We start from the raw sequence: 25,401 nt of genomic DNA, 5'->3' as shown, positions 1-25,401 counted from the left end.
AGGGCAAAAAATCAGGTTTATGGTGCTCGCGTTATTGCCGGATCCAGCCCTGGAACCCTACAGGTTTCATTCACTACAAACCCCGTCAGCCCATAGGGTTTCAAAGCCATATCGAGTTTTAACTTTAATCGAGCCGCCAAACGCCCATATTCCCGTGGCTCCCAAGTAAGCAGCAAGACCACAACCAGCGGCGGATTTCCTTTTATCGGCGCGACATAAGCACGCAACTCCTGATCACCTTCACGCTGAGCAATCACAACAGACGCCAAAGTGTCCCTGAACTTTTGCATCACTTCATCAATGATAAAAAGCTTTTGGCGCTGTACTTTGACGTCGCCAGCAAAAGACTGCCCGGCCAGCCACTCCTTGGTGCTTGTGACTCCCGAGGGGTCTGCACCTGACATTCTAGGAATATTGGCAGGCTCATAACCCAAGCAATCCTTGATCTCGATCCACCAATGCCTTTCGTCCTTGATGGCCAGAATATCCATCCCTTTGAGCTGCCTTTTCATCCGATCGCAGTACCACTGAGACTCATCGAACTTGATAACCTGCCACTCGTCATCGAATGAAAACGTCAACATCCCTTCAACAACATCAACCATTGGCAATATCCAGCTCTCGATCATACTGAGCGAGCTCTTCATCAAGCATGACCAGCCTCGATAACTCATTCAAAGCAACGGTTTGCTCTACGGCAACGCCTTCCCCCCCTTTCTCTCGTATCAGCCCCCAATACCGAAGCGGAAAAGGATTTTTACGCGCGAGAAGATCAAGCTCCTTCAGAAGGAAGAAGCTGTGGGTAGCGATAAATACCTGAACCCCATGGCTGGATAGAGCATGTATGACATTGGCCACTAGCCTGATCAAACGAGGATTAAGATTTGCCTCAGGCTCATCCCAGAACAGATAGCCCTTGTCGAGTAAAGACCCAGTGGCAATCAGGCGAGCAAGCATTGCAAGCTTCCTTAATCCTTCGGCCACCAGAGGCATCTCCATGGTTCCACTGCCCGGCACGCTCAGGTAAAAGCGCCCATTGGTGTCCAGAACTACCTTACCCCCAAGAGCATCCTCAATAGTCTCCAGAACACGGGCTGCCCATTTCCCTCTGGGACCTTTCAGCGTAGGCGAGCCAAGGTGCAGACATGTGTCACGCCATGTCTCCTCAAACTCAAGATAATGTCCCTCATATACAGAAACAAAACCTGGAAAAATCGTCAGCAATTCACGTGTTGGCAGGTAGAGAGGGCTTTGTCTGTCCCAGCTCACTGGTAGCCGTTCTATCTGCACATCCGTTTTGGCGCTGGTAGCGAAACTGATGGAAGTGTTCAGCGCCTCATCATCAAAAGTCAGTGACACTTCACACCTATCACGACCTTGCTTGCGACGTGCCAGCCTGCCAACCGATTCAGGCCTGAATACGCCGGTCAATTTTTCCGCATAGGCTTTTTGCAGATAGGTCTTGGTGGGTTCAGGCGAATGGGTTTTCTTTGAAGCATCGGAGCTGGTAGCGATCAGCGCATAGGCCACTTTCAACAGATGAGTCTTGCCCATGCCGTTCTCACCGACAATCACGTTGAGGCCAGGGCTGCAAATGAGGTTCAGTTCTCGGAAAACCGTGAGATTTTTAACGCTCAGAGTCTTGAGCATCAGAGGTTTCCTTATGCATCGAATTCAAAGAACGAACAGTATCTTCTGACTGCGCCTGTGTGTAGCACTCAATGCTCCACGAAGCATATATTGGCAGTTAATCGCCCCAAAAATCACGCCTCACAGGAATCAGGGCCCATTCCTACACGGCTCACACATTGACCAGATCCAACGCCATGTCTCCAGGACTTCACATGAGCCCATGTCCACTCAGCCAAAAACCCCTTACATCTCGCATCACTTAATGGCAACTTACGGATCTGCATTCATTGATGAGCAAGACCGTGTCAGCCAGCCCTATTCACAGTTCCTTCGCGAATCATTTCGTCCCGGCTTCAGGTCTGGGTAATCCGCACCTGCAAACATTGTGGGGGCCGTTATGGCGCAGGCGGACATTGCTTGCTCGTACGCGGGAGCGCATGTGGCTGGAAGATGGGGATTTTCTCGATATGGACTGGCATGGTCCGCATGAAGCTGATGCGCCATTGGTACTGGTCCTGCATGGGCTGACCGGGTCCTCGAATTCGCCTTATGTGGCAGGTTTGCAAAAGGCGCTGGCCGCACAGGGCTGGGCCAGTGTGGCGTTGAACTGGCGTGGCTGTTCCGGCGAACCGAATCTGTTGTCGCGCAGCTACCATTCTGGCGCCAGCGAGGACCTGGCTGAAGTCATTGCCCACCTACGGGCCTTGCGCCCGCTGGCTCCGCTGTATGCCGTGGGTTATTCGCTGGGCGGCAACGTTCTGCTCAAATATCTGGGCGAATCAGGTTCAGAGAGCGGGTTACTGGGTGCGGTGGCGGTCTCGGTGCCCTTTCGGCTGGATGAATGCGCCAACCGTATCGGTCAGGGGTTTTCCAAGGTCTATCAACGGCATTTCATGCGTGAAATGCTGGCCTACATCCGGGACAAGCAACGACGCTTCCAGCATGAGGGGATGAGCGAAGGGCTGGCAGAACTGGCTGCTCTGGGCTCGCTGGAAAACATGCGCACGTTCTGGGATTTCGATGGCCGGGTCACAGCGCCTCTGCATGGTTTCGCCAATGCAGAGGACTATTATCGCAAGGCGTCGAGCCGGTATTTTCTGGGGCAGATTCGCACACCGACGCTGATTATCCAGGCGGCCGACGACCCGTTCGTATTTATCCACAGCCTGCCGGAGCCCGATGAGCTTTCAGCGTGCACGGAGTTCGAGTTACAGGCCAGGGGCGGCCATGTGGGTTTTGTCGATGGTTCGCTGAAAAATCCCGGTTACTACCTGGAGCGGCGCATTCCGCTCTGGTTGGGGATGGCCTATGAACGGGACAAGGCCGTTCGCGGATGAATCCACTCCTACAGCAGACTGGCCTGCGCAGGGTTCGAGCGGACTCATTCGCGAAATCTCAAGCGCCGGTCGCAACCTCGCGAGCAGGATCGGTGATCCACTCACTCCAGGACCCGGCATACAGCGTGCCCAGTGGATAACCCGCCAGGCACAAGGCGAACAGGTTATGGCAGGCCGTCACACCCGAACCGCAGTAGGCAACCAGGTCCGTCGCAGAGCGGCCCTGTAGCGCCGCGGCAAAACGCTGCTTGAGTTGATCGGCTGGCAGGAAGCGCCCGTCCGGCCCCAGGTTTTCATTGAAGGCGACGCACTGCGCACCCGGAATATGGCCCGCAACCGGGTCGATGGGTTCGACTTCGCCACGAAAGCGGGCTTCGGCGCGAGCATCGATCAACGTCATTTCCGGGCGTCCGAGACGGCCCTGCAAGCGGCTGGCACTGAGCAGCAGCGACATATCGGGCTCACCCGTGAACGTGCCCGGTTTGTTGCCCGGCGAATCGAGGCTCAGCGGCAGACCCGCCGCATGCCAGGCCTTCAAACCGCCATCGAGCAGATAAACACCATCGCGTTTGCCCAACCACGCCAGCAGCCACCAGGCACGAGCGGCAAAAGCTCCGGGACCGTCGTCATACAGCACGATTTCACTGTCCGGGTTGATGCCCCATGCCTGGAAACGCTGCAACAAGGCTTGAGGGTCGGGCAAGGGGTGACGCCCTGTCTTGCCCTTGGTGACCGGGCCACTGAGATCACGCTCCAGATCCGCAAAAGACGCCCGGTCGATATGGCCTTGAGCGTAACTGCGTTGCCCATGATCGGGATCTTCAAGGGCAAAACGGCAATCGAGGATCACCAGCCCGGGCTCTCGTTGGCGGGCAGCCAATTGCTGAGGGCTGATCAGTTGCGCGATGGACATGACTCACTCCTGTAGGCAGAAAACCGAATATGGATTGCTGATGATTGCTCTCAGCCGCTTTCCCCAAGCACCTTGGGCAGGGGCGTGTAGAAAGCCTCACACAAGACACTGAACTCGTCGCGGGCCTTGGCGCTGATATAGCCGGACTCCAGCATAAGCACCTGATAGACGCCACGTCGAATGGCATCTTCATTCAAGTGCGTGGAATTTTCCCGCGAGGTACACAGAAAACGTACCCAGGATGTCAGGATGATCCAGGTATTGAGGGTCAGCGACTCGACCTGCACCTTGTCCATATTCAGGACACCAGCCTCGACGAAAGCACTGTAAATCGCCATGGCCTGAGCCAGGCAACGCTGGGAAAAACGCCGATAGCGGGTCGCCATTTCAGGGTCGCAAGCCAGCAGGTGCTCAAGGTCGCGATGCAGAAAACGGTAACGCCACATACCGTCGAGTATCGCCAGCAGGTAATCACGCTTGTCCTGAACTGTTGGCTCGCGCCCCTTGGGAGGAAACAGAAAGCTATCCACCAGCGCTTCGTACTCGCTGAACAGCGAGGCGATGATCGCCTGCTTGTTGGGGAAGTGGTAATAGAGATTGCCCGGCGAAATTTCCATGTGCGCGGCAATGTGATTGGTACTTACGCTACGCTCACCCTGCTGATTGAACAGCTCCAGACTGACCTGCACGATACGTTCACGGGTTTTGATACGTGGAGCCATACTCAGCTCGATCCCTCGGGTATGTTGGTATGGAATGTTAGCGCAAGCGGTCGGCATAGATGCAGTGATGTGCATGAAACCTTGAAGACAGAGGGACACGAGCCATTTGACTTTATAGAGCAACAGCTCTAAAACACTCAAAAAATCCCAGCAAGGAACGCATCACATGCCTGACGCCCCGCATTCTTCCAGCGAACTGGAGAACACGTTCGCTCTGCAGCGTCAGGCGTTCGCAGCCAACCCGATGCCCTCGGCAGCGCAACGCTCCCAGTGGCTCAAAAGCCTGGGAGAACTGCTCAGCGACCATCGTCAGGCACTGATCGACGCTATCAGCAGTGATTTCAGTCATCGCAGCGCCGACGAAACCCTGCTGGCCGAGCTGCTGCCAAGCCTGCTGGGGATTCGGGATGCGCGTAAACAGCTCAAACGCTGGATGAAACCTTCACGCCGTCGCGTCGGCCTGGCCTTTCAGCCGGCCTCGGCCAGAGTGGTTTATCAGCCTTTGGGGGTGATCGGGGTTATCGTGCCCTGGAATTATCCGCTGTTCCTGGCCATAGGCCCGTTGATTGGTGCTCTGGCCGCTGGCAATCGGGTGATGCTCAAGCTCAGCGAGTCCACACCTGCGACGGGCGAACTGCTCAAGCGCCTGTTCGCCCGAGTCTTCCCGGAAGACCTGATTGCGGTGGTGCTGGGCGAAGCCGAGGTCGGCATGGCGTTCTCCCGCCTGCCGTTCGATCACCTGTTATTCACCGGCGCGACCAGCATCGGCAAGCATGTCATGCGCGCTGCTGCCGAGAACCTCACACCCGTCACTCTGGAGCTGGGCGGCAAGTCGCCCGCCATTGTGTCCCATGACGTCCCGCTCAAGGATGCCGCCGAGCGTATTGCATTCGGCAAGACCCTCAATGCCGGGCAAACCTGTATCGCGCCGGATTACGTGCTGGTACCGCAGGATCGTGTGCAAGGGTTTGTCGACGCCTACAGGCAAGCGGTTCAGGGTTTTTACCCGACACTGGCTGACAACCCGGATTACACGGCGATCATCAATCAGCGACAACTGGCGCGGCTGAATCACTACCTGGACGACGCCGCGGGCAAGGGCGCGCAGGTCATTGCCCTATACGATCAGGGCCAGGCCCAGCGTATGCCGTTCAGCCTTTTGCTCAACGTCAGCGATGACATGCTGGTCATGCAGGATGAGATCTTCGGGCCGCTGCTGCCCATCGTGCCCTACAAGCATATTGATGAAGCCTTCGCCTACATCAATCAACGCCCTCGCCCACTGGCGCTCTATTACTTCGGCTACAACAGGACCGAGCAGCAACGAGTGCTGGAACAGACCCACTCCGGTGGCGTATGCCTGAACGATACGCTGATGCATGCGGCTCAGGATGACTTGCCATTCGGAGGCATAGGCCCTTCAGGCATGGGGCATTACCACGGGCGGGAAGGTTTTCTGACCTTCAGCCAGGCCAAAGGCGTGTTCATCAAGCAACGTTTCAATGCCGCGCGTTTAATTTACCCGCCGTACGGTAAAGCTATTCAAAGACTGGTCTATAAAGTGTTCCTGCGCTGAATATGGCCATGCATCCGGGCACAGAGATGCCATCAGCCTGATAAAAAATCGCCGATAATCGGCACAATAAGACCATTGCCTGCTACACCTCGACTTGGCCCACCGGGGCGGCTGCGATAACATCCGAGTCCCCAACCGGACTCCGACCAGGACGACGCGATGAACCGAGTGTTGTACCCAGGAACCTTCGACCCTATAACCAAGGGCCACGGCGATCTGGTCGAACGCGCCTCGCGCCTGTTCGACCAAGTGGTCATTGCCGTTGCTGCCAGCCCGAAGAAAAACCCGCTGTTCCCTCTGGAACAACGTGTAGAGCTGGCACGAGAGGTCACCAAACACCTGCCCAACGTCGAAGTCGTAGGCTTTTCGACCTTGCTTGCCCAATTCGCCAAGGAGCAGAACGCCAATGTCTTTCTGCGCGGCCTGCGGGCGGTTTCGGATTTCGAGTATGAATTCCAGCTGGCCAACATGAACCGACAACTGGCACCGGACGTCGAGAGCCTGTTTCTCACTCCGTCGGAACGTTATTCGTTCATTTCATCGACGCTGGTCCGTGAAATCGCGGCACTTGGCGGCGATATCAACAAGTTCGTACACCCGGCCGTGGCCCAGGCACTGACCGATCGCTTCAAACGCTCGTAACGCCGAGGTGCATCGAAAGCGCTAATGCGGCACAATTCGCCGCATTGGTTTTCATACGCCCCGGTACGACCCGCGGCTGGAGTGCTTCATGTCCCTTATCATCACTGACGATTGCATCAACTGCGACGTCTGCGAACCCGAATGCCCGAACGAGGCTATTTCGCAGGGAGAGGAGATCTACGTGATCAACCCGAACCTGTGTACAGAATGCGTCGGTCATTACGATGAGCCGCAATGCCAACAGGTCTGCCCGGTGGATTGCATCCCGCTGGACGAAAATCGCGTCGAAAGCAAAGACGAGCTGATGACCAAATACCGCCTCATCACCGGCAAGGCATAGCCTTTATCCGCCGGTGAACGAAGCGCTCTGCATCACTCCCGCTTGCCATAACCATCGCCGGTGCAACCCAGGCACCTGACGAATGCGGCCTTGCCCGGATCGACCACCAGCGCCTTGCCGGTTGCGCCCAGGTTGCCGCCAGCGGCAGCAAAAGGTGCAGCGATCACGAACAGACCAGTACCGATGATGGTCGCGGCAATCAGCAATGGGCGGGCGATGATCAGGTCACCGATCATGGCGAAAGCGGGTGGGGTCTGGATCTCGTAGGCCGGATCACCACTGCCCGGAGGCAGATCGGCAGCCACGGCAGGTAAAGCCTGTAACCCGATCAACAGGGTCAGAGTGGCGGCGATAATACGAAACGGGCGCATGGCTTGGTCCTTCAGGTGTCGCAGATTGGAGTGCTGATAACTATAAACAGCACTGGGGCTTAAGCAAGCGGCGCAGTATTTCAAGTATTGCACCGGACTACCCGATCAAGTCTGGCACTTGGGACAATAAACGCTCGCCCGCTGGCCCAGCTTGATCTCACGCAAGGTCGTGCCACACACCTTGCACGGCTGCTCGCCACGCCCGTAGACAAAAAGCTCCTGCTGGAAATAGCCCGGCTTGCCGTCACCACCGATGAAATCGCGCAAGGTCGTACCGCCCCGCTCGATGGCATGGGCCAGGATGCGTTTGATCTCGATGGCCAGCTTCAGATAACGCGCGCGGGAAATACCCTTGGCCTCGCGGCGCGGGTCGATACCGGCAGCGAAGAGCGCTTCGGTCGCGTAGATATTGCCCACCCCGACCACTACCGCGTTATCCATGATGAAAGGCTTCACGGCTATCGACTTGCCTCGGGAACGCTCATAAAGACGCTCACCATCGAACAGATCCGTCAGCGGCTCCGGCCCCAGACGGATCAGGAGTTCATGAGTGTGGGGCTCCAGGCTCCAGAGCATTGCGCCAAAGCGACGCGGATCGGTGTAGCGCAACGCCAGCCCTGACTCCAGCTCGATATCCACATGCTCATGCTTGAGCGCCGGCAACCCGGCTTCGACCAGCCGCAGATTGCCAGACATGCCCAGATGACTGATAAGCGTCCCGACTTCAGCCTGGATCAAGAGATATTTGGCTCGCCGCCCGACCTCCACGATCCGCTGCCCGGAAAGGCGTACATCGAGGTCTTCGGGAATGGGCCAGCGCAAACGTCGATCCCGCACGATCACGCGGCTGACGCGCTGCCCTTCAAGGTGAGGGGCAATGCCTCGGCGCGTGGTTTCGACTTCAGGTAATTCAGGCATGGATAACTCGGTGGGGCAAAAGAGAAAAGCAGACGGCGGGCGGGATCAATTCGCGCCCAGCTCACGGATGCTTTCCTTGAGGTATTCGAAGTCGTATTCGGACAAGCCGACATAATCCAGCACAAGATGGCCAATGCTGTTCCACTCGTGGTCTTCGTCCTGATTGCCCAGCACCCGGCAGGACTCACAGATATGCTCGGCCATTTTCAAGGGCGCCAGAAGATTCTTGAGCGCGGCATTGCGGCTCGTATCATCCTCGAAGATTGCCAGGGCATTGTGGTGATTGGCGATGGCATTGCAGACATGTTCCGGCAAACGCCAGGACTTTGCAGTGAAATAGCCGACAACGGCATGGTTGGTGTCGAACCTGCTGTTTTCGGTGTCCACAACCCGGCAATCGGGACCGGCCTTGGCGTAGGACTCTTCCAGCACCGGCATGTAATCCGGGAAACGCTTGAGCATCAGCGGAATCCCGCAATCATGGAACAAGCCCAGCGCGTAGGATTCGTCCACCGTTTGCGAGCCGATTCGCTTGGCCAGCGTCAGACTGGTGATTGCAACGTCCTGGGCGCTGTCCCAGAAGCGGTTGAGCGTCACGATGGTTTCGTCGCTCATCTCGCCCTTGATCGACTGCGCGTTGATCAGGTTGATGACGGTGCGGCTGCCCAGCAGATTTACGGCCTTCTGGATAGAAGCGATCTTGTTGGACAAGCCGTAATGCGGAGAGTTGACGATCTTGAGCAGCGCGCCGGACAGTCCCGGATCCTGGGAAATCAACCGCGCAATCACCGCCAGATCAGGATCAGGCATGTACTGCTCCATTTGCAGATCCACCATGATCTGGGGCTGCGGAGGTACGCTGATACCCTGAAGGGCTTGCTGGATCTGCTCGGGGGTCAACTCTTCGGACATAGGTGCTTACTCAAGGCCATATAAAGATTTTGCCCGCTTAATGAGAATCGGTCCACCAACACTTGGGCACAAGGCTATGACTTTAGCCAACTTTCATGATTCACATCGATTGATCCGGTTAATTGACGGGATGATCCTCCGGCAGCCCAATCACAGGCTATAATCCCGCTCTTTTTTCCGGAGCGACGTCATGTCCCTGCCTAGCTTGCGCCTCAAAGCCAACGCCGACCGTCGCCTGCGCGCCGGTCACCTGTGGGTCTACAGCAATGAAATCGATGTAGCCGCCACCCCACTGAACGGTTTTGCGGCAGGTGATCAGGCGCTGCTCGAAGCCGCTGGCGGCAAGCCATTGGGCATCGTCGCCATGAGCCCGAACAACCTGATTTGCGCACGCCTGCTGTCGCGCGACATCAAGCTGCCGCTGGACAAGTCGCTGCTGGTACATCGCCTGAACGTGGCACTGTCATTACGTGACCGCCTGTTCGACAAGCCGTTCTATCGCCTGGTTTACGGGGACTCGGACTTGCTGCCGGGCCTGGTCGTCGACCGTTTCGGTGACATTCTGGTGGTGCAACTGGCTTCCGCCACCATGGAAAACCACAAGGAAGACGTGCTGGCCGCCCTGATCCAGGTGCTCAAGCCAAGCGGTATCCTGTTCAAGAACGACTCGGCTGCACGCGATGCGGAAGGCCTGACCCGCTACGTCGAAACCGCATTCGGTGTCGTGCCTGAGTGGGTTGCGCTGGAAGAAAACGGCGTGAAGTTCGAAGCTCCGGTGCTCAACGGCCAGAAGACCGGCTGGTTCTATGACCACCGCATGAACCGCGCACGCCTGGCACCTTACGTCAAAGGCAAGCGCGTACTCGACCTGTACAGCTACATCGGCGGCTGGGGTATTCAGGCAGGTGCCTTTGGCGCCAGCGAAGTCACCTGCGTCGACGCCTCGGGCTTTGCCCTTGACGGCGTGGAGCGCAACGCAGCACTGAACGGCTTCGCCGAAAAGGTCACCTGTATCGAAGGCGACGTGTTTGAAGCACTGAAAGAGCTGAAAGCCGGCGAAGAACGCTTCGACGTGATCGTGGCCGACCCGCCCGCTTTCATCAAACGCAAGAAAGACCTGAAAAACGGCGAAGGCGCCTACCGTCGCCTGAACGAACAGGCCATGCGTCTGCTCAGCAAGGACGGCATTCTGGTCAGCGCCTCGTGCTCGATGCACCTGCCGGAAGACGATCTGCAAAACATCCTCCTGACCAGCGCCCGCCACCTGGACCGCAACATCCAGTTGCTGGAACGCGGCGCCCAGGGCCCGGACCATCCGGTACACCCGGCAATCGCCGAAACCCGCTACATCAAGAGCATTACCTGCCGGTTGTTGCCAAACAGCTGACCTGCCGCCCTGTCGTCGGATTGCTGCCAAGGCAAATGCGCGCCTCCTGATTAGCTTTTCAGGAGGTGTCCGCAAGCCCGTCGACCCGTGTAGAATCGACGCTATTCATCGCCAGTCATCCCCGGCGGGTTTATGAGCTCAGGCCGAGTGCACGGTGATCCCGTGGTGTTCGGTTTCTTCGCTGCGTCCGGTCACTGCCGTTTGCGTGTAGCGTCAATAGAAGCTCACTCCCCTTACTGATTAGCCTGTTTTGCCGGAGTGCTCCAATGCCTGATTACCGCTCGAAAACGTCCACCCACGGCCGCAACATGGCCGGCGCACGTGCCTTGTGGCGCGCCACGGGCATGAAGGACGAAGATTTCAAGAAACCGATCATCGCCATCGCCAACTCGTTCACCCAGTTCGTACCAGGGCATGTCCACCTCAAGGACATGGGCCAGCTGGTAGCCCGGGAAGTGGAACGCGCAGGCGGCGTGGCGAAGGAATTCAATACCATCGCCGTGGATGACGGTATCGCCATGGGTCACGACGGCATGCTGTATTCGCTGCCGAGCCGCGAGATCATCGCCGACTCCGTGGAGTACATGGTCAACGCCCACTGCGCCGACGCCATCGTCTGTATCTCCAACTGCGACAAGATCACCCCCGGCATGCTGATGGCGTCGTTGCGCCTCAATATTCCGGTGATCTTCGTTTCCGGCGGGCCGATGGAAGCCGGCAAGACCAAACTGGCCAGCCATGGTCTGGATCTGGTGGATGCGATGGTAATCGCGGCCGACTCCACCGCCAGCGACGAAAAAGTCGCCGAGTACGAGCGCAGCGCCTGTCCGACATGCGGTTCGTGCTCGGGCATGTTCACCGCCAACTCGATGAACTGCCTGACCGAAGCACTGGGCCTGGCATTGCCGGGTAACGGTTCGACGCTGGCGACCCACAGCGACCGCGAGAAACTGTTCCTGACAGCCGGTCGTACCATCGTCGAGCTGTGCAAACAGTATTACGGCAACAACGATGAGTCGGTTCTGCCACGCAATATCGCCAGCTTCAAGGCGTTCGAGAACGCCATGACCCTGGACATCGCCATGGGCGGTTCCACCAACACCATCCTGCATTTGCTGGCTGCCGCCCAGGAAGCCGAAGTCGCCTTCGACCTGCGCGATATCGACCGCCTGTCGCGCAAGGTTCCGCAACTGTGCAAGGTTGCGCCGAACATCCAGAAGTACCACATGGAAGACGTCCACCGTGCGGGCGGTATCTTCAGCATCCTCGGTTCACTGGCCCGTGGCGGTCTGCTGCATACCGACCTGCCGACCGTACACAGCAAGACCCTGGCCGAAGGCATCGCCAAATGGGACATCACCCAGACTGACGATGAAGCCGTGCATACCTTCTTCAAGGCAGGCCCGGCAGGCATCCCGACGCAAACGGCTTTCAGCCAGTCAACCCGCTGGCCGAGCCTGGACGACGACCGTGAAAACGGCTGCATCCGCAGTGTCGAGCACGCCTACTCCCAGGAAGGTGGCCTGGCCGTGCTGTACGGCAACATCGCTCTGGACGGCTGCGTGGTTAAAACCGCAGGCGTGGATGAGTCGATCCATGTCTTCGAGGGCAACGCCAAGATCTTCGAGAGCCAGGACAGCGCCGTACGCGGCATCCTCGCTGACGAAGTGAAAGCTGGCGACATCGTGATCATCCGTTACGAAGGGCCGAAAGGCGGTCCGGGCATGCAGGAAATGCTGTACCCGACTTCGTACCTGAAATCCAAAGGCCTGGGCAAAGCCTGCGCCCTGCTGACCGACGGTCGTTTCTCGGGTGGCACCTCGGGCCTCTCCATCGGCCATGCTTCGCCGGAAGCCGCTGCGGGTGGTGCAATCGGTCTGGTACGCGATGGCGACAAAGTGCTGATCGACATCCCGAACCGCTCGATCAACCTGCTGATCAGCGATGAAGAGCTGGCCACGCGCCGTGCGGAACAGGACAAGAAAGGCTGGAAGCCGGTAGAAGTGCGCCCACGCAAAGTGACCACCGCCCTCAAGGCCTACGCCCTGCTGGCGACCAGCGCCGACAAGGGCGCTGTACGCGACAAGGCACTGCTGGACAAGTTGGTGCCATAAAAGCTGCAAGCTACAAGTCAAAAGCTGCAAGTCAAAAGCTTGCGGCTTATGGCTTGCAGCTTATAGCTACGTTTCCCCTTACTGAATCTCCTCCGGCTTGACGATCACCCAGTTCTTGTCGGCAGTCACCGGCAATCCTTCCCTGGCCTGAGCTTCGGCGTTGCTTTTGATCATGCCTTCCATCTGCTTCATGTACTTGTCTTTGCGGTTGACCCACAGGTGTACACCGCCTTTATTGACGTCCACGCCATGGAACAACATGTAGCCGTCACTGGTTGGCGTATCGCCAGCAACCAGAACGGGTTTCTTCCACTGGTCGATGTAGGTCAGGATGGCCGCCTGCTTGCCTGCCATCCAGGTGGCCGGCGTCCATAGGTAAGGCGTCAACTCCAGGTCCAGATTGCCTTTCTCGTCATATTTGCCAGCGGTGATCTGTTTGCGGGCAGTGGTCAGCTCGCCGGTCTTCCTGTCCTTGAGCAGCATGGTCACGCCAATGACGTTCTGTGGTTTGACGTTGTAGCCGTACTTGGGATCGGAAGCGACCATGCGCACCAGTTCTTCGGAAGCGGCGGTCATGACATAGACCTCGATGCCGTTTTCCATCAGCTTGTTGAACAGTTCTTTCTGACCGGTGAAGATCCGTGGCGGCTCGACATCGAGCTTCTTGACCACATCACCTTCGTAATAAGTCGCCGGAACCGGCTTGCCCGATGCCATCAACTCGTCGACGTAACCTTTCAGTTCCTTGAGCGTGAAGCCCGAGAACACTTGCGCCACCCATGGGTAGCAGACCATGTCATCCAGTTCGCAAAGGCGGTAGTAGTAACTGAACAGGCTTTCCTTGTGGTCGGCGGTGTCCTTGAACGGAATCAGCTTCAGGGACGGGTCCAGTTTCTCGCGGGTGATAAGGCCCTTGTTTTCCATGTACGGCAGCAGCGACTCTTCGAGATCGAAGCGGTAGCTGGTGTTATCCATGTCAAAGACTGCGTAATTACCCTTGTTGGCGTTGGCGGCGATCATGGTGTCCAGTGCCTTGGCGGCAGGCTCTGGCCAGTGTTTCAGATCGGTGGCGAAAGCCTGACTGGCAAGACCCAGGCACAACGCGGCGGCAAGCAGTTTTGGCGCGAACTTCATCAGTGGTTTCCCCTTTGAAATGTATAGGGTCGACCGTAACAAAATGATGTGACTATTAACGTACGTCAGCGACCCCGCGTGTTCTGACGGCGCCATGTCATGGATAGTTCGCGACACGAGGATTTGATTGCGACATATTGGGTGGCTTCGCGAATGGATTCATTCGCGAAAACCGGTTTACCGCCGCTCCCAAACCTCAAAACTGTAGGCAGGCTTGTCATCCTGCGCCGGGATCGGATTCTCGGACACCAGCGCCCATTCGGCGGCATCGAACTCAGGAAACCAGGCATCGCCTTCAGGGTTCAGTGCCACTCGGGTGAGGTAAAGACGGTCGGCATCAGGCAGGCCTTGCGCATAAAGCTGCGCACCGCCGATCAGCATCACTTCATCGACGCCCTTTTCCTGCGCCCATTGCTCGGCACGCACCACGGCGGCTTCCAGGGAAGGAAAGACTTCAGCGCCTTCGAGCTGCAAGTCAGCCTGACGACTGACCACCAGATTCAACCGGCCAGGCAGCGGCCGCCCCAGCGAATCCCAGGTCTTGCGCCCCATGATGATCGGCTTGCCAAGGGTCGTGGCCTTGAAATATTTGAAATCCCCCGGCAAATGCCAGGGCATGGAATTGTCGACGCCGATCACCCGGTTTTCACCAAGGGCGGCAATCAGGCTGAGAGGGAGATTTTTTTTCATGGACGCGAGAATAACAGAGCAACGGAACTGATAGACACCGCATAAGCCCTAAGCTTCACCGCAACGGTTATGCTTTGTGCCTAATTCATCGAAGAGACGCTGTGTGACTGCTCTGACCCCACTCGACACCCTCTGGCTGACCGAAGCTGTACGCCTGCGAGAAGAACAGGCAGGCCTTCTTGAAGACCAGGAAGCCAACCGCCGCGCCCGCGCAACCGAAGGCAGCCTGAGCAGCCGGATCAAGCTGCGCGCCCTGTGGCTGGCCGAACGTGATGGCATGGTCAACGCCCTGCACCACTGGAAGCAAGGCGCTCGCCTGGCCTTGATCGCCTTGGCCGTTATCGCGGTGTTCAGCGGCGCGGGCCTTGCTTTTGCCGCCATGGGCAACGGACAGGCACCGGTCAATGTATTCTGGGCGCTGGGCAGCCTGCTCGGTCTGAACCTGGTGCTGTTGATCAGCTGGGCGCTGGGGCTGATGTTCACCGGGCGCAGCAGTTCGGGCCTGGGTCGACTCTGGCTGTGGGCCAGCGAAAAACTCGCTCGCGACGCACAGGCCGCCCAACTGGCGCCTGCCCTGATTCTGCTGCTGCAACGCCAACGCCTCAACCGCTGGGCTCTCGGCCTGCTGGTCAACGGCCTCTGGCTGGCGGCCTTGCTAAGCGCCATGGTCATGCTGTTGATGCTGATGGCGACAAGACGTTACGGCTTTGTCTGGGAAACCACCATTCTGGGCAGCGAAACCTTCGTCAGCCTGACGCAGACACTGGGCATCATTCCGGCCATGCTGGGTTTCAGCACACCCGATGAACTGATGATCCGCGCTAGCGGCAATGGCGTATTGAGCCTGGAAAATGCCCGTCAGGCCTGGGCTTCCTGGCTGGTGGGCATCCTGCTCGTATTTGGCATCGTACCGCGCCTTATTCTGGCGCTGTTCTGCCTGTGGCGCTGGCAGCGTGGGCGCGCGACCTTGAAGCTGGATCTGGAGCTACCCGGCTACCTTCAATTGCGCGAGCGCCTGATGCCTAGCAGCGAACGCCTGGGCGTCAACGATGCTGCACCGCCACAACTGCATCAGGTAAAACCCAACGCAGGAACCGCCGATAGTGAAGGCGCCTTGCTGGTCGCCATCGAACTGGACGATCAATACCCGTGGCCCCCACAACTGCCGTCCAGCGTGGCTGACGCAGGTGTGCTCGACAGCCGCGAATCACGGCAAAAGCTGCTGGAGCAACTGGCCCACTACCCGCCTGCCCGCCTGCTCATCGCGTGCGACCCACGCCGCTCACCGGATCGCGGCAGCCTGGCCTTGATCGCCGAGCTGGCCAGATACGCCAGCCAGACCCGCATCTGGTTATTGCCAGCGCCAGCCGGTCAAACGCTTGATCCGCAGCGCCTCAATGACTGGCACGCCGCCCTGCAACAACTGGAACTGACGTGGAGCGAGCACTCGCAGGTGAACTGGCTGGAGACAGACAATGACTGAGCTGAGCAAACCACGCGCACTCAAGCTGGCCGTTGTGGGCCATACCAATGTCGGCAAGACGTCACTGCTGCGCACCCTGACCCGTGATATCGGTTTCGGTGAAGTCTCCCATCGCCCCAGCACTACACGCCATGTAGAAGGTGCGCGCCTTTCGGTCGAAGGTCAGGCTCTGCTTGAGCTTTACGATACGCCGGGCCTGGAAGACGCCATTGCCCTGCTCGACTATCTGGAACGACTGGACCGTCCCGGCGAGCGGCTGGACGGCCCCGCCCGGCTCGCGCGCTTTCTGGACAGCAGCGAAGCTCGCCAGCGCTTCGAGCAGGAAGCCAAGGTGCTGCGTCAGTTGCTCGACTCGGACGCGGGTCTGTACGTGATCGATGCCCGCGAACCGATCCTGTCCAAATACCGTGACGAACTGGCGGTATTGGCAAGCTGTGGCAAGCCGCTGTTGCCGGTGCTGAATTTCGTCAGCAGCCCACAGCAGCGGGAGCCGCAGTGGCGCGAATCCCTTTCGCGTCTTGGTTTGCATGCGCTGGTGCGTTTCGACAGCGTGGCACCGCCTGAAGATGGCGAGCGTCGGCTTTATGAAAGCCTGGCGCTGATGATGGAAAGCGCCCGCCCGCAACTGGAGCGGCTGATCGAGGATCAACAGGCCCAACGCAAAGCACGGCGGCATAGCGCAGCGCGGCTGATTGCAGAAATGCTGATCGATTGTGCGGCCTGTCGGCGTAGCGTGGAAACCGATGCGCAGCAGGAACAGAACGCCATCAATGAACTGCGCAAGACCATTCGCCAACGCGAGCAGCGTTGCGTCGAAGCACTGCTCAAACTGTATGCCTTTCGTGTGCAGGACGCTTCGGCAGCCGACTTGCCGTTGCTGGATGGTCGTTGGGGTGATGACCTGTTCAACCCCGAAACCCTCAAGCAACTGGGTGTACGGGTGGGTGGTGGCGTGGCGGCAGGTGCAGCAGCCGGAGCGGGTGTCGATCTGCTGGTCGGCGGAATCACTCTGGGTGCAGCGGCGCTGGTCGGCGCCATTGCCGGTGGCGCGCTGCAAACGGCGCGCAGTTACGGAGGACGACTGCTTGGCAAACTCAAGGGGCAGCGGGAACTGACGGTGGACGACGCCGTGCTGCGCCTGCTGGCTCTCAGGCAACAACACCTTTTGCAGGCGCTGGACGTGAGAGGTCATGCAGCCATGGACAGCATCGAACTGAGCGAGCCGCAGGACAAGGCCTGGCGTGAGGGCAAGCTCCCCGACGCGGTACACAAGGCACGCGCGCACCCGCAGTGGTCATCGCTCAATCCTGGCGCGAAATTGAGTCAAGCCGAGCGACAGGAGCAGATCGAGAACCTGGCAAACTCGCGAATCGTGTAGAGCCCGTCGCGGCCAAGGCCCCTCCCACAAACCAGTGAAGGGGCACCGACAGTCGCTTCACTCATTTTTGCCTACGCTAAACCCGCAAGCCCCGGTATGATCGCGCGCCCGATACACCCGGAAGCCTGAAAAGAAATGAAATCCACCTTGATCGCAGCCGCAGAGATCGATCGTCTCGATACCTGGGCCAAGTATTCCAGCCACATGTGCGGAGGCTGCATTTCCAGCTGCTGCACCTTGCCGGTAGAAGTGAAGATCAAGGATCTGATCCGTATCGGCATCGTTGACGAGTTCGAGAAAGACGAACCAGCCAAGAACATCGCCAAGCGTCTGCAGAAGGAAGGGATTGTCGAGCGCTTCAACCAGAAGTCCGGGATCTTCACCTTGCAGCGCATGAGCAACAACGACTGCCTGTATCTGGATCGCAAGAGCCGCCTGTGTACCATCTATGAAAAGCGCCCGGACACCTGCCGCAACCATCCGAAGATCGGTCCGCGCCCCGGATATTGCGCATACAAGCCAAAGGCCGTCGAGCGTCAGAACAGCGGCGCACTGAACTCGAACTCAGGTCGGGTGCCGCTGAAGTTCTGATCAACAGCTTTCGTAGAAGCGCCAGACACCAGGCATAAAAAAACGCCCCCGGCCTTTCGACCGGGGGCGTTTTTCATTCAGCCGGGGCTAGATATCAAGCCTTGGCTTTCTTGGCAGCGCGGGTACGCTCGCTTTCGTCGAGGATCTTCTTGCGAAGACGGATCGACTTCGGCGTCACTTCGCACAGCTCGTCGTCCTGGATGAATTCCAGAGCCTGTTCCAGAGTGAACTTGACAGGTGGAACCAGAGCGATGGTTTCGTCTTTACCCGAAGCACGCATGTTGTCGAGCTTCTTGCCTTTGGTTGGGTTGACGCCCAGGTCGTTGTCACGGCTGTTCAGACCAACGATCTGACCGTTGTAGATCTCCTGACCGTGCTCAACGAACAGCTTGCCGCGCGCTTGCAGGGTTTCCAGGGAGTAGGTCAGAGCCTTGCCGGTTTCAACCGAAACCAGAACGCCGTTCTGACGGCCGGACATGTCGCCGGACTTCATCACGTCGTAACGGTCGAAGATCGAGGTCAGGATGCCTGCACCGGAGGTCAGGGTCAGGAACTCGTTACGGAAACCGATCAGGCCACGAGCCGGGATGTTGTACTCAAGGCGAACACGGCCTTTGCCATCCGGAACCATGTTGGTCAGGTCGCCTTTACGCAGACCCATTTGCTCCATGATCGCGCCTTGTGCATCTTCCGGCAGGTCGATGGTGACGTTTTCGTACGGTTCGTGTTTCACGCCGTCAACCAGACGGATGATCACTTCCGGACGACCTACGGCCATTTCGAAGCCTTCGCGACGCATGGTTTCGATCAGAACCGAGAGGTGCAGCTCACCACGGCCGGAAACCTTGAACTTGTCAGCCGAGTCGCCTTCTTCAACGCGCAGTGCAACGTTGTACAGCAGCTCTTTGTCCAGACGTTCCTTGATGTTACGGCTGGTGACGAACTTGCCTTCTTTACCGCAGAAAGGCGAGTCGTTGACCTGGAAGGTCATGGCAACAGTTGGCTCGTCGACGGTCAGCGGCTTCATTGCCTCTACTGCAGTCGGGTCGCACAGGGTATCGGAGATGAACAGCTCGTCGAAACCGCTGATGCAGACGATGTCGCCAGCAGCTGCTTCTTCAACGTCGATGCGGTGCAGACCGTGGTGACCCATCAGTTTCAGGATACGGCCGTTGCGCTTCTTGCCATCGGTGTCGATAGCAACAACCGGAGTGTTCGGCTTGACGCGACCACGAGCGATACGGCCAACACCGATAACACCCAGGAAGCTGTTGTAGTCCAGAGCGGAGATCTGCATCTGGAACGGACCATCGCGGTCAACCGACGGCGCAGGTACGTTGTCGACGATCGACTGGTACAGCGGGGTCATGTCTTCAGCCATTTCGGTGTGGTCCAGACCGGCAATACCGTTCAGGGCCGAGGCGTAGACGACTTTGAAGTCCAGCTGTTCTTCGGTGGCACCCAGGTTGTCGAACAGGTCGAAGATCTGGTCCAGAACCCAGTCAGGACGCGCGCCTGGACGGTCAACCTTGTTGATGACCACGATTGGACGCAGGCCGGCTTCGAAAGCCTTCTTGGTCACGAAACGGGTTTGCGGCATAGGGCCGTCTTGAGCGTCAACCAGCAGCAGAACGGAGTCGACCATCGACATCACGCGCTCTACTTCACCACCGAAGTCGGCGTGGCCAGGGGTGTCCACGATGTTGATGTGGTAGCCATTCCAGTTGATCGCGGTGTTCTTCGCGAGAATGGTAATACCGCGCTCTTTCTCCTGGTCGTTGGAGTCCATGACGCGCTCGTCGTTGAGCTCGTTACGCTCCAGAGTGCCGGACTGACGCAGAAGTTTGTCTACCAGGGTAGTTTTGCCATGGTCAACGTGAGCAATGATGGCGATGTTACGTAGATTTTCGATCACTTGTGTATCTCGATCAGAGGATTCGGTGAGCTGACTGTTGTCAGGCAGCAATTAACATTGAGTCGGCAAAAGCCGTTACGGCTTGACGACTGGTGTCGGGGGGCCGGTGACGCAAGCCACAGGCAAACAGCCCCGGGCACTTAGCTCGGTCGATAAACGCGCACATTGGCATGCCCCTCACTGAGCAGATGGTGAGCATGCAGGCGACTCATGACGCCTTTGTCGCAATACAACAGGTACTGGCGCGTGTTATCCAGTTCCTTGAAGCGGCTGTTCAATGCATAGAACGGCAGCGTCTGTATTTCTATGCCCGGCACTTCCAGCGGCAGGTCTTCCTGGGCATCCGGGTGACGGATGTCGATGATGACCTGGCTGGCCAGCGCCTGGCTGACTTCCTCTATTTCGACATTCTGGCTCAGATCGTCGATCACCCGATCGATGGTCACCAGCCTGGCACGCTCGAGCGCTCGCTCGAGAACAGCCATGTCAAACTGCTTCTCTTCGTACTCAACGCGGTTACGCTTGGCGTTGGTCTTGGGGTTGACCGAAATCACCCCGCAATATTCAGGCATGTGCCGGGCGAATTCGGCAGTGCCGATTTCAGTCGCCAGATCGACGATGTCCTGCTTGTGGCTGGCAATCAGTGGCCGCAGCACCAGTTTGTCGGTAGCCGAATCGATGACCGAAAGATTGGGCAGCGTCTGGCTGGACACCTGCGAAATCGCTTCACCGGTCACCAGCACATCGATTTCGAGACGGTCGGCAACAGATGAGGCAGCGCGTAACATCATACGCTTCAAAACTACACCCATATGACTGTTATCGACTTTCTGCAGAATTTCTCCCAGAACTTCCTCGAAAGGCACGCTGACAAACAGCACTCGCTGGGAACTGCCGTACTTCTTCCAGATGAAATGGGCGACTTCCATAACACCCAGCTCATGAGCGCGGCCACCCAGATTAAAGAAGCAGAAGTGCGCCATGAGGCCACGACGCATGATCTGGTAAGCCGCAACGGTCGAGTCGAAACCGCCCGACATGAGGACCAGGGTCTGCTCCAGCGCGCCCAGCGGATAACCGCCCATGCCCTGATGCTGGTCATGAATGACAAACAGACGCTGGTCGCGGATTTCCATACGCACGACGAGTTCGGGCTTTCGCAGCTCGATACCGGCAGCGCCGCACTGCTGGCGCAACTTGCTGCCGACGTATTTTTCGACGTCCATGGAGCTGAAATCATGCCGCCCTGCACGCTTGCAGCGCACCGAAAACATCTTGCCGGGCAGCAGGTCGCCGTAATGCGTCCTGCATTTGGCAACGATGTCATCCAGATCACCCAGCGGATACTCGGCAACCTGCAGGAAATTGGCGATACCCGGCATGCAGCTCAGGCGCTCGGTGATGCCCTGCAGGACTTTGGGATCGGTCAGCCTTGTTTCGACCTCAAGATTGTCCCATACGCCACCCACGACAATGTCCGCGTCCAGTTCCCGGAGCACGGTACGAATGTTCTTGGCCAGCTGGCGGATGAACTTCTTGCGCACCGGCGGGCTTTTGATGGTGATTTCGGGAAAAACTTTAACGATTAGCTTCATGGAAACGGTACGTGAGGTGCCGGCCGAAAAAGGGGGGCGCGGATTATAGCGGAAATTGCTCAAGGTTTAACCAGTTATCGTACTACCAATCATCGTCGCACCAAAAAAGCACGCCAAGGCATTTTAAAGCCCCATAAAGGTGCGTCATTTTGCCGATAAATCCGTTTTTGACTCCGAAAAGGCTCTGTTTGGGGCGAAAAACCCAACTCGGGGCACTGGCATGCAAATTGCTCCCTTGTGAGGCAGGTTGCCTTGGCAGAGTATCTGCGCCGGCATCACCCAAATTTAAGGGGCCATAACCATAACCAGGCCCTAGCCACCCGGAGGACACCATGTCGAAGTCGGTTCAACTCATCAAAGATCATGACGTTAAATGGATTGATCTGCGCTTCACTGACACCAAAGGCAAGCAGCAACACGTCACGATGCCTGCTCGCGACGCGCTGGACGACGACTTCTTCGAAGTCGGCAAGATGTTCGACGGTTCCTCCATCGAAGGCTGGAAAGGCATCGAAGCTTCCGACATGATCCTGCTGCCGGACGACGACTCCGCCGTGCTGGACCCATTCACCGAAGAGCCGACCCTGATCCTGGTCTGCGACATCATCGAACCTTCGACCATGCAAGGCTACGATCGCGACCCACGCGCCATCGCTCACCGGGCAGAGGAATACCTGAAGACTACCGGTATCGGTGACACCGTATTCGTCGGTCCGGAGCCTGAGTTCTTCATCTTCGACTCGGTCAAATACAAGTCCGACATCTCCGGCTCCATGTTCAAGATCTTCTCCGAGCAAGGCTCGTGGATGACTGACCAGGACGTGGAAGGCGGCAACAAAGGCCACCGTCCAGGTATCAAAGGCGGCTACTTCCCGGTTCCACCGGTCGACCACGACCACGAAATCCGCACCGCAATGTGCAACGCTCTGGAAGAAATGGGCCAGATCGTCGAAGTTCACCACCACGAAGTGGCAACTGCCGGCCAGAACGAAATCGGCGTCAAGTTCAACACCCTGGTGAAGAAAGCTGACGAAGTTCAAACCCTGAAATACGTTGTTCACAACGTAGCCGATGCCTATGGCCGCACTGCGACCTTCATGCCGAAGCCTCTGTACGGCGACAACGGTTCGGGCATGCACGTTCACCTGTCCATCGCCAAAGATGGCAAGAACACCTTCGCTGGCGAAGGCTATGCCGGCCTGTCCGACACCGCTCTGTACTTCATCGGCGGTATCATCAAGCACGGTAAGGCTCTGAACGGCTTCACCAACCCGTCGACCAACTCCTACAAGCGTCTGGTCCCAGGTTTCGAAGCTCCGGTAATGCTGGCCTACTCGGCTCGCAACCGTTCCGCTTCGATCCGTATTCCTTACGTCTCCAGCCCACGCGGCCGTCGTATCGAAGCCCGCTTCCCGGATCCAGCAGCCAACCCGTACCTGGCATTCGCTGCACTGTTGATGGCTGGCCTGGACGGCATCCAGAACAAGATCCACCCTGGCGATGCAGCTGACAAGAACCTGTATGACCTGCCGCCTGAAGAGGCGAAAGAGATCCCACAAGTTTGCGGCAGCCTGAAAGAAGCCCTGGAAGAGCTGGACAAAGGTCGTGCGTTCCTGACCAAAGGCGGCGTTTTCAGCGACGACTTCATCGACGCTTACATCGACCTGAAAAGCGAAGAAGAAATCAAGGTACGTACTTTCGTACACCCACTGGAATACGAGCTGTACTACAGCTGCTAATCCAGTTGCGCCAGCATTGATGGCGTAAATGAGGCCTCCTTCGGGAGGCCTTTTTCATGCCCGCGCTTTTTTACTGACATGTAGTAAATACTTAGCACCTTGCTGCCCGAGCTTTTTGGAATCCTTGCGTTTCGCCTTGAAATCTATCAATCGCAAAACCGGGGGTCTCCATGAACATCAAAATCCTGCTGGTCGTCGCCAGCTTGTTATTGGGCAACATGGCTTTCGCTGACAAAAGCATGCAGGGCACAAACCAACCCACATCCCGGACATTGCTCGAAGCCACCCAGTCATGGGACGGAACGCTCTATAAGGCTTATCCCGAGGGCCAGCCGGAACTGAGCATTCTCAAAATCACCATCCCGGCGAACAGCACGCTGAAATGGCACCAGCACCCCGTTCCAAACGCAGCCTATGTCCTTTCCGGCGAACTCACGGTCGAAGCAAAGGAGGGAGGCAAGTCCATTCATATCAAAGCAGGTGACACCCTGGCCGAAATGGTGGATATCATTCACCGTGGCAAGACCGGCAATACACCGGTCGAACTCGTTGTGTTCTATGCTGGAGCCGCTGGAACACCGTTATCCCGGTAAAACGGCCATGCCTCGTATTGTCACTGGAGCCTTCATGCGTCTTTGCCTTGTCTGCCTGTTGCTGATGATCAGTTGGCCCGCCGCTGCGCAGATCTACAAATACACCGACGCCAATGGCAATACGGCCTACAGCAATCAGCCGCCGGATGGCACCAAGGCCGAGGCCGTCGTACTGCCACCACTCAACAGCGTCGATACGTTACCGGCACCCAGAAATCCCGCTCCCGTCCAGCAAGAGCGGCAGGCCTCGCAGCAACCCGCAGTCGCCTACCAGACCCTTGAACTCACCGACCTGCCGACGGACGAAGCGTTGCGCGCCAATAACGGCACCTTCACGATTGGCGTGCAGATTCAGCCGCGCCTGCAATCCGGCCACAGGCTCCAGTTACTGGTGGACGGCAATCCTTACGGCACACCCACCAATATCCCACGCCTTCAAGTGGTGAATATCGACCGGGGCGAACACAGCTTTGCGGTAGTGGTGCTGGACTCTCAGCGCATCATCCAGCAAAGCCCGACACAGACCCTCACCGTGCAGCGCGTCCATGTCAACGGGCCTTGAAATGCGCCTGATTCATGGCCTGCTGATGTCCCTGCTACTGCTGACAACCCTGCCAGCAACGGCTGACGTCTATACCTACATCGACGCCAATGGCAATCGGGTGTTTACCGATCAGCCACACAAGAACGCCAAGCGCGTAGAGATCCCGCCCAGCAACAACATGACGGGCACGCCTCCCGCACCCACCCGGCAGGCAACGCCTGCAAAACCCAAGGCCAGGGCGATGTTTCGCTATCAACTGCTGCGGGTTCTGGTACCCGAACCTGACGGGACAGTGCGCAGCACAAGTGGCGATGCGATCGTGACCGTCACCAGCGAACCGGCCCTGCAACCCGGCCATAACTATCGACTGCTCCTGGATGGGCAACCTGTAGGCCAGCCCGGACGCAGCCCGGTCTTTGCGCTGAGCAATATCGACCGGGGCACGCATCAGTTGTCGGTCGAGATCTTCGACGAGTTTGGCCGCGTACTTGAAAAGACGCCCAACCAGCCCTTCCACATGCTGCGTATCTCGCTGGCACAAAAACGTGCCGCCAACCCCTGCAAGCTCAATGAGTACGGCGTACGTCCCGAATGTCCGCTCAAGGACAAGCCCAAAGAAGAAAACAGCATCCTGCCTTTTTTCTAGGCCGGAAAAAGCATCTCGCCAACAAAGCACCTTAATGGTGCATCATGCTATCTGCTACGCATCAATACAGCCCATTCTGGTTCAGAAATAGCCATCAGGCGGCGCTTTATGCGAGCACCGATCCCAAAAAAGCCCGATTTTGCGAATTAAAACGCTTCTTTTCGGAGCCTTGGTTTGGTTCTTGCAACTTCGCTGATACAGCACCCCATTAAGCACCCGTATCAGTGGC

General features: G+C 57.8%; 24 protein-coding genes. 13 read left to right on the top strand and 11 right to left on the bottom strand.

Features of this window, described 5'->3' with window-relative positions; all coding sequences use genetic code 11:
• Nucleotides 1-17: 17 nt before the first annotated feature.
• Both Q6A51_RS09985 and Q6A51_RS09980 read right to left on the bottom strand, forming a co-directional pair.
• Complete coding sequence (locus Q6A51_RS09985; protein ID WP_201018884.1) at nucleotides 18-629, bottom strand: hypothetical protein; 612 nt, start codon at nucleotides 627-629, stop codon at nucleotides 18-20.
• Nucleotides 598-1,650: an AAA family ATPase gene (locus Q6A51_RS09980; RefSeq protein ID WP_201018885.1), complete on the bottom strand. Its 1,053-nt coding sequence runs from the start codon at nucleotides 1,648-1,650 to the stop codon at nucleotides 598-600. Before Q6A51_RS09980 ends, Q6A51_RS09985 begins: the two co-directional genes overlap by 32 nt.
• Before the next feature lie 272 nt (nucleotides 1,651-1,922).
• Between Q6A51_RS09980 and Q6A51_RS09975 the strand changes: the two genes are divergently transcribed.
• A complete protein-coding gene (locus tag Q6A51_RS09975; RefSeq protein ID WP_201018886.1) occupies nucleotides 1,923-2,969 on the top strand; it encodes a hydrolase in 1,047 nt (348 codons plus the stop codon).
• A 58-nt stretch (nucleotides 2,970-3,027) separates the two neighbouring features.
• On the opposite strand, the gene Q6A51_RS09970 is transcribed toward Q6A51_RS09975, so the two are convergent.
• A complete protein-coding gene (locus Q6A51_RS09970; RefSeq protein ID WP_304574716.1) occupies nucleotides 3,028-3,882 on the bottom strand; it encodes a sulfurtransferase in 855 nt (284 codons plus the stop codon).
• Nucleotides 3,883-3,932: 50 nt separating this feature from the next.
• A complete protein-coding gene (locus tag Q6A51_RS09965; RefSeq protein ID WP_201018888.1) occupies nucleotides 3,933-4,604 on the bottom strand; it encodes a TetR/AcrR family transcriptional regulator in 672 nt (223 codons plus the stop codon).
• Nucleotides 4,605-4,770: 166 nt separating this feature from the next.
• Between Q6A51_RS09965 and Q6A51_RS09960 the strand changes: the two genes are divergently transcribed.
• The 3 genes from Q6A51_RS09960 (at nucleotide 4,771) to Q6A51_RS09950 (ending at nucleotide 7,162) form a co-directional block, all read left to right on the top strand.
• The gene (locus Q6A51_RS09960) at nucleotides 4,771-6,180 is read left to right on the top strand and encodes a coniferyl aldehyde dehydrogenase (protein WP_201018889.1); all 1,410 of its coding nucleotides are present in this window, start codon (nucleotides 4,771-4,773) and stop codon (nucleotides 6,178-6,180) included.
• Nucleotides 6,181-6,339: 159 nt separating this feature from the next.
• Nucleotides 6,340-6,822: a pantetheine-phosphate adenylyltransferase gene (coaD, locus tag Q6A51_RS09955; RefSeq protein ID WP_025258126.1), complete on the top strand. Its 483-nt coding sequence runs from the start codon at nucleotides 6,340-6,342 to the stop codon at nucleotides 6,820-6,822.
• 88 nt (nucleotides 6,823-6,910) lie between these two features.
• Nucleotides 6,911-7,162: a YfhL family 4Fe-4S dicluster ferredoxin gene (locus Q6A51_RS09950; protein WP_025258125.1), complete on the top strand. Its 252-nt coding sequence runs from the start codon at nucleotides 6,911-6,913 to the stop codon at nucleotides 7,160-7,162.
• 32 nt (nucleotides 7,163-7,194) lie between these two features.
• Here Q6A51_RS09950 and Q6A51_RS09945 read toward each other — a convergent pair whose 3' ends face one another.
• The 3 genes from Q6A51_RS09945 to Q6A51_RS09935 all read right to left on the bottom strand — a co-directional run bounded on the left by Q6A51_RS09945 (nucleotide 7,195) and on the right by Q6A51_RS09935 (nucleotide 9,363).
• Nucleotides 7,195-7,533 (bottom strand): multidrug transporter, encoded by a 339-nt coding sequence (locus Q6A51_RS09945; protein ID WP_201018890.1) that lies wholly within the window; start codon nucleotides 7,531-7,533, stop codon nucleotides 7,195-7,197.
• Nucleotides 7,534-7,638: 105 nt separating this feature from the next.
• Nucleotides 7,639-8,451, bottom strand: coding sequence for a bifunctional DNA-formamidopyrimidine glycosylase/DNA-(apurinic or apyrimidinic site) lyase (gene mutM / locus Q6A51_RS09940; RefSeq protein ID WP_304574715.1), 813 nt, complete (start codon nucleotides 8,449-8,451; stop codon nucleotides 7,639-7,641).
• A 45-nt stretch (nucleotides 8,452-8,496) separates the two neighbouring features.
• Nucleotides 8,497-9,363 (bottom strand): HDOD domain-containing protein, encoded by an 867-nt coding sequence (locus Q6A51_RS09935; protein ID WP_201018892.1) that lies wholly within the window; start codon nucleotides 9,361-9,363, stop codon nucleotides 8,497-8,499.
• Between the two features lie 190 nt (nucleotides 9,364-9,553).
• On the opposite strand from Q6A51_RS09935, the gene Q6A51_RS09930 reads away from it, so the two are divergent.
• Nucleotides 9,554-10,750, top strand: coding sequence for a class I SAM-dependent rRNA methyltransferase (locus tag Q6A51_RS09930; RefSeq protein WP_201003911.1), 1,197 nt, complete (start codon nucleotides 9,554-9,556; stop codon nucleotides 10,748-10,750).
• Nucleotides 10,751-11,016: 266 nt separating this feature from the next.
• Complete coding sequence (gene ilvD, locus Q6A51_RS09925; RefSeq protein WP_304574714.1) at nucleotides 11,017-12,864, top strand: dihydroxy-acid dehydratase; 1,848 nt, start codon at nucleotides 11,017-11,019, stop codon at nucleotides 12,862-12,864.
• A gap of 78 nt (nucleotides 12,865-12,942) precedes the next feature.
• Here the strand turns inward: ilvD and Q6A51_RS09920 are convergent, their stop codons facing one another.
• The gene (locus Q6A51_RS09920; protein WP_201018895.1) at nucleotides 12,943-13,998 is read right to left on the bottom strand and encodes an HAD family hydrolase; all 1,056 of its coding nucleotides are present in this window, start codon (nucleotides 13,996-13,998) and stop codon (nucleotides 12,943-12,945) included.
• 177 nt (nucleotides 13,999-14,175) lie between these two features.
• A complete protein-coding gene (locus tag Q6A51_RS09915) occupies nucleotides 14,176-14,688 on the bottom strand; it encodes a dihydrofolate reductase (protein WP_304574713.1) in 513 nt (170 codons plus the stop codon).
• Nucleotides 14,689-14,791: 103 nt separating this feature from the next.
• Here Q6A51_RS09915 and Q6A51_RS09910 point away from each other — a divergent pair, with 103 nt between their 5' ends.
• The 3 genes from Q6A51_RS09910 (at nucleotide 14,792) to Q6A51_RS09900 (ending at nucleotide 18,140) form a co-directional block, all read left to right on the top strand.
• Nucleotides 14,792-16,171: a DUF2868 domain-containing protein gene (locus Q6A51_RS09910; protein WP_304574712.1), complete on the top strand. Its 1,380-nt coding sequence runs from the start codon at nucleotides 14,792-14,794 to the stop codon at nucleotides 16,169-16,171.
• Entirely contained in the window at nucleotides 16,164-17,549 is a 1,386-nt protein-coding gene (locus Q6A51_RS09905; RefSeq protein WP_304574711.1) for a GTPase/DUF3482 domain-containing protein, read from the top strand. The genes Q6A51_RS09910 and Q6A51_RS09905 overlap by 8 nt, the downstream gene beginning before the upstream one ends.
• Nucleotides 17,550-17,684: 135 nt before the next feature.
• The gene (locus Q6A51_RS09900) at nucleotides 17,685-18,140 is read left to right on the top strand and encodes a YkgJ family cysteine cluster protein (RefSeq protein WP_025258115.1); all 456 of its coding nucleotides are present in this window, start codon (nucleotides 17,685-17,687) and stop codon (nucleotides 18,138-18,140) included.
• Between the two features lie 94 nt (nucleotides 18,141-18,234).
• Here Q6A51_RS09900 and typA read toward each other — a convergent pair whose 3' ends face one another.
• Together typA and thiI are read right to left on the bottom strand one after the other, a co-directional pair.
• A complete protein-coding gene (gene typA / locus Q6A51_RS09895; RefSeq protein WP_201003925.1) occupies nucleotides 18,235-20,055 on the bottom strand; it encodes a translational GTPase TypA in 1,821 nt (606 codons plus the stop codon).
• A gap of 140 nt (nucleotides 20,056-20,195) precedes the next feature.
• The gene (thiI, locus tag Q6A51_RS09890) at nucleotides 20,196-21,650 is read right to left on the bottom strand and encodes a tRNA uracil 4-sulfurtransferase ThiI (protein WP_304574710.1); all 1,455 of its coding nucleotides are present in this window, start codon (nucleotides 21,648-21,650) and stop codon (nucleotides 20,196-20,198) included.
• 332 nt (nucleotides 21,651-21,982) lie between these two features.
• On the opposite strand from thiI, the gene glnA reads away from it, so the two are divergent.
• The 4 genes from glnA to Q6A51_RS09870 all read left to right on the top strand — a co-directional run bounded on the left by glnA (nucleotide 21,983) and on the right by Q6A51_RS09870 (nucleotide 25,172).
• Nucleotides 21,983-23,389, top strand: coding sequence for a glutamate--ammonia ligase (gene glnA, locus Q6A51_RS09885; protein ID WP_201003928.1), 1,407 nt, complete (start codon nucleotides 21,983-21,985; stop codon nucleotides 23,387-23,389).
• A 170-nt stretch (nucleotides 23,390-23,559) separates the two neighbouring features.
• Nucleotides 23,560-23,982, top strand: a complete 423-nt coding sequence (locus tag Q6A51_RS09880) for a cupin domain-containing protein (protein WP_201018900.1) — start codon at nucleotides 23,560-23,562, stop codon at nucleotides 23,980-23,982.
• Nucleotides 23,983-24,016: 34 nt separating this feature from the next.
• Nucleotides 24,017-24,544, top strand: coding sequence for a DUF4124 domain-containing protein (locus Q6A51_RS09875; protein WP_304574709.1), 528 nt, complete (start codon nucleotides 24,017-24,019; stop codon nucleotides 24,542-24,544).
• A complete protein-coding gene (locus tag Q6A51_RS09870) occupies nucleotides 24,528-25,172 on the top strand; it encodes a DUF4124 domain-containing protein (protein WP_236250213.1) in 645 nt (214 codons plus the stop codon). Before Q6A51_RS09875 ends, Q6A51_RS09870 begins: the two co-directional genes overlap by 17 nt.
• Nucleotides 25,173-25,401 lie beyond the last annotated feature (229 nt).

The organism is Pseudomonas serbiensis, from assembly GCF_030580745.1.
GTDB lineage: Bacteria > Pseudomonadota > Gammaproteobacteria > Pseudomonadales > Pseudomonadaceae > Aquipseudomonas > Aquipseudomonas serbiensis.
The sequence above is the reverse complement of the archived record's forward strand: the minus strand, read 5'-3'. Positions and strand labels throughout refer to the sequence as shown.

Coding starts and splice junctions, on each gene's coding strand:
- Q6A51_RS09980 (WP_201018885.1), bottom strand. CDS start 1,650: ATGCTCAAGACTCTGAGCGTTAAAAATCTCACGGTTTTCCGAGAACTG.
- Q6A51_RS09905 (WP_304574711.1), top strand. CDS start 16,164: ATGACTGAGCTGAGCAAACCACGCGCACTCAAGCTGGCCGTTGTGGGC.
- Q6A51_RS09950 (WP_025258125.1), top strand. CDS start 6,911: ATGTCCCTTATCATCACTGACGATTGCATCAACTGCGACGTCTGCGAA.
- Q6A51_RS09975 (WP_201018886.1), top strand. CDS start 1,923: ATGAGCAAGACCGTGTCAGCCAGCCCTATTCACAGTTCCTTCGCGAAT.
- Q6A51_RS09965 (WP_201018888.1), bottom strand. CDS start 4,604: ATGGCTCCACGTATCAAAACCCGTGAACGTATCGTGCAGGTCAGTCTG.
- Q6A51_RS09930 (WP_201003911.1), top strand. CDS start 9,554: ATGTCCCTGCCTAGCTTGCGCCTCAAAGCCAACGCCGACCGTCGCCTG.
- Q6A51_RS09985 (WP_201018884.1), bottom strand. CDS start 629: ATGATCGAGAGCTGGATATTGCCAATGGTTGATGTTGTTGAAGGGATG.
- Q6A51_RS09915 (WP_304574713.1), bottom strand. CDS start 14,688: ATGAAAAAAAATCTCCCTCTCAGCCTGATTGCCGCCCTTGGTGAAAAC.
- glnA (WP_201003928.1), top strand. CDS start 21,983: ATGTCGAAGTCGGTTCAACTCATCAAAGATCATGACGTTAAATGGATT.
- Q6A51_RS09935 (WP_201018892.1), bottom strand. CDS start 9,363: ATGTCCGAAGAGTTGACCCCCGAGCAGATCCAGCAAGCCCTTCAGGGT.
- ilvD (WP_304574714.1), top strand. CDS start 11,017: ATGCCTGATTACCGCTCGAAAACGTCCACCCACGGCCGCAACATGGCC.
- thiI (WP_304574710.1), bottom strand. CDS start 21,650: ATGAAGCTAATCGTTAAAGTTTTTCCCGAAATCACCATCAAAAGCCCG.
- Q6A51_RS09880 (WP_201018900.1), top strand. CDS start 23,560: ATGAACATCAAAATCCTGCTGGTCGTCGCCAGCTTGTTATTGGGCAAC.
- coaD (WP_025258126.1), top strand. CDS start 6,340: ATGAACCGAGTGTTGTACCCAGGAACCTTCGACCCTATAACCAAGGGC.
- Q6A51_RS09945 (WP_201018890.1), bottom strand. CDS start 7,533: ATGCGCCCGTTTCGTATTATCGCCGCCACTCTGACCCTGTTGATCGGG.
- Q6A51_RS09970 (WP_304574716.1), bottom strand. CDS start 3,882: ATGTCCATCGCGCAACTGATCAGCCCTCAGCAATTGGCTGCCCGCCAA.
- Q6A51_RS09920 (WP_201018895.1), bottom strand. CDS start 13,998: ATGAAGTTCGCGCCAAAACTGCTTGCCGCCGCGTTGTGCCTGGGTCTT.
- Q6A51_RS09960 (WP_201018889.1), top strand. CDS start 4,771: ATGCCTGACGCCCCGCATTCTTCCAGCGAACTGGAGAACACGTTCGCT.
- Q6A51_RS09875 (WP_304574709.1), top strand. CDS start 24,017: ATGCGTCTTTGCCTTGTCTGCCTGTTGCTGATGATCAGTTGGCCCGCC.
- mutM (WP_304574715.1), bottom strand. CDS start 8,451: ATGCCTGAATTACCTGAAGTCGAAACCACGCGCCGAGGCATTGCCCCT.
- Q6A51_RS09900 (WP_025258115.1), top strand. CDS start 17,685: ATGAAATCCACCTTGATCGCAGCCGCAGAGATCGATCGTCTCGATACC.
- Q6A51_RS09870 (WP_236250213.1), top strand. CDS start 24,528: ATGTCAACGGGCCTTGAAATGCGCCTGATTCATGGCCTGCTGATGTCC.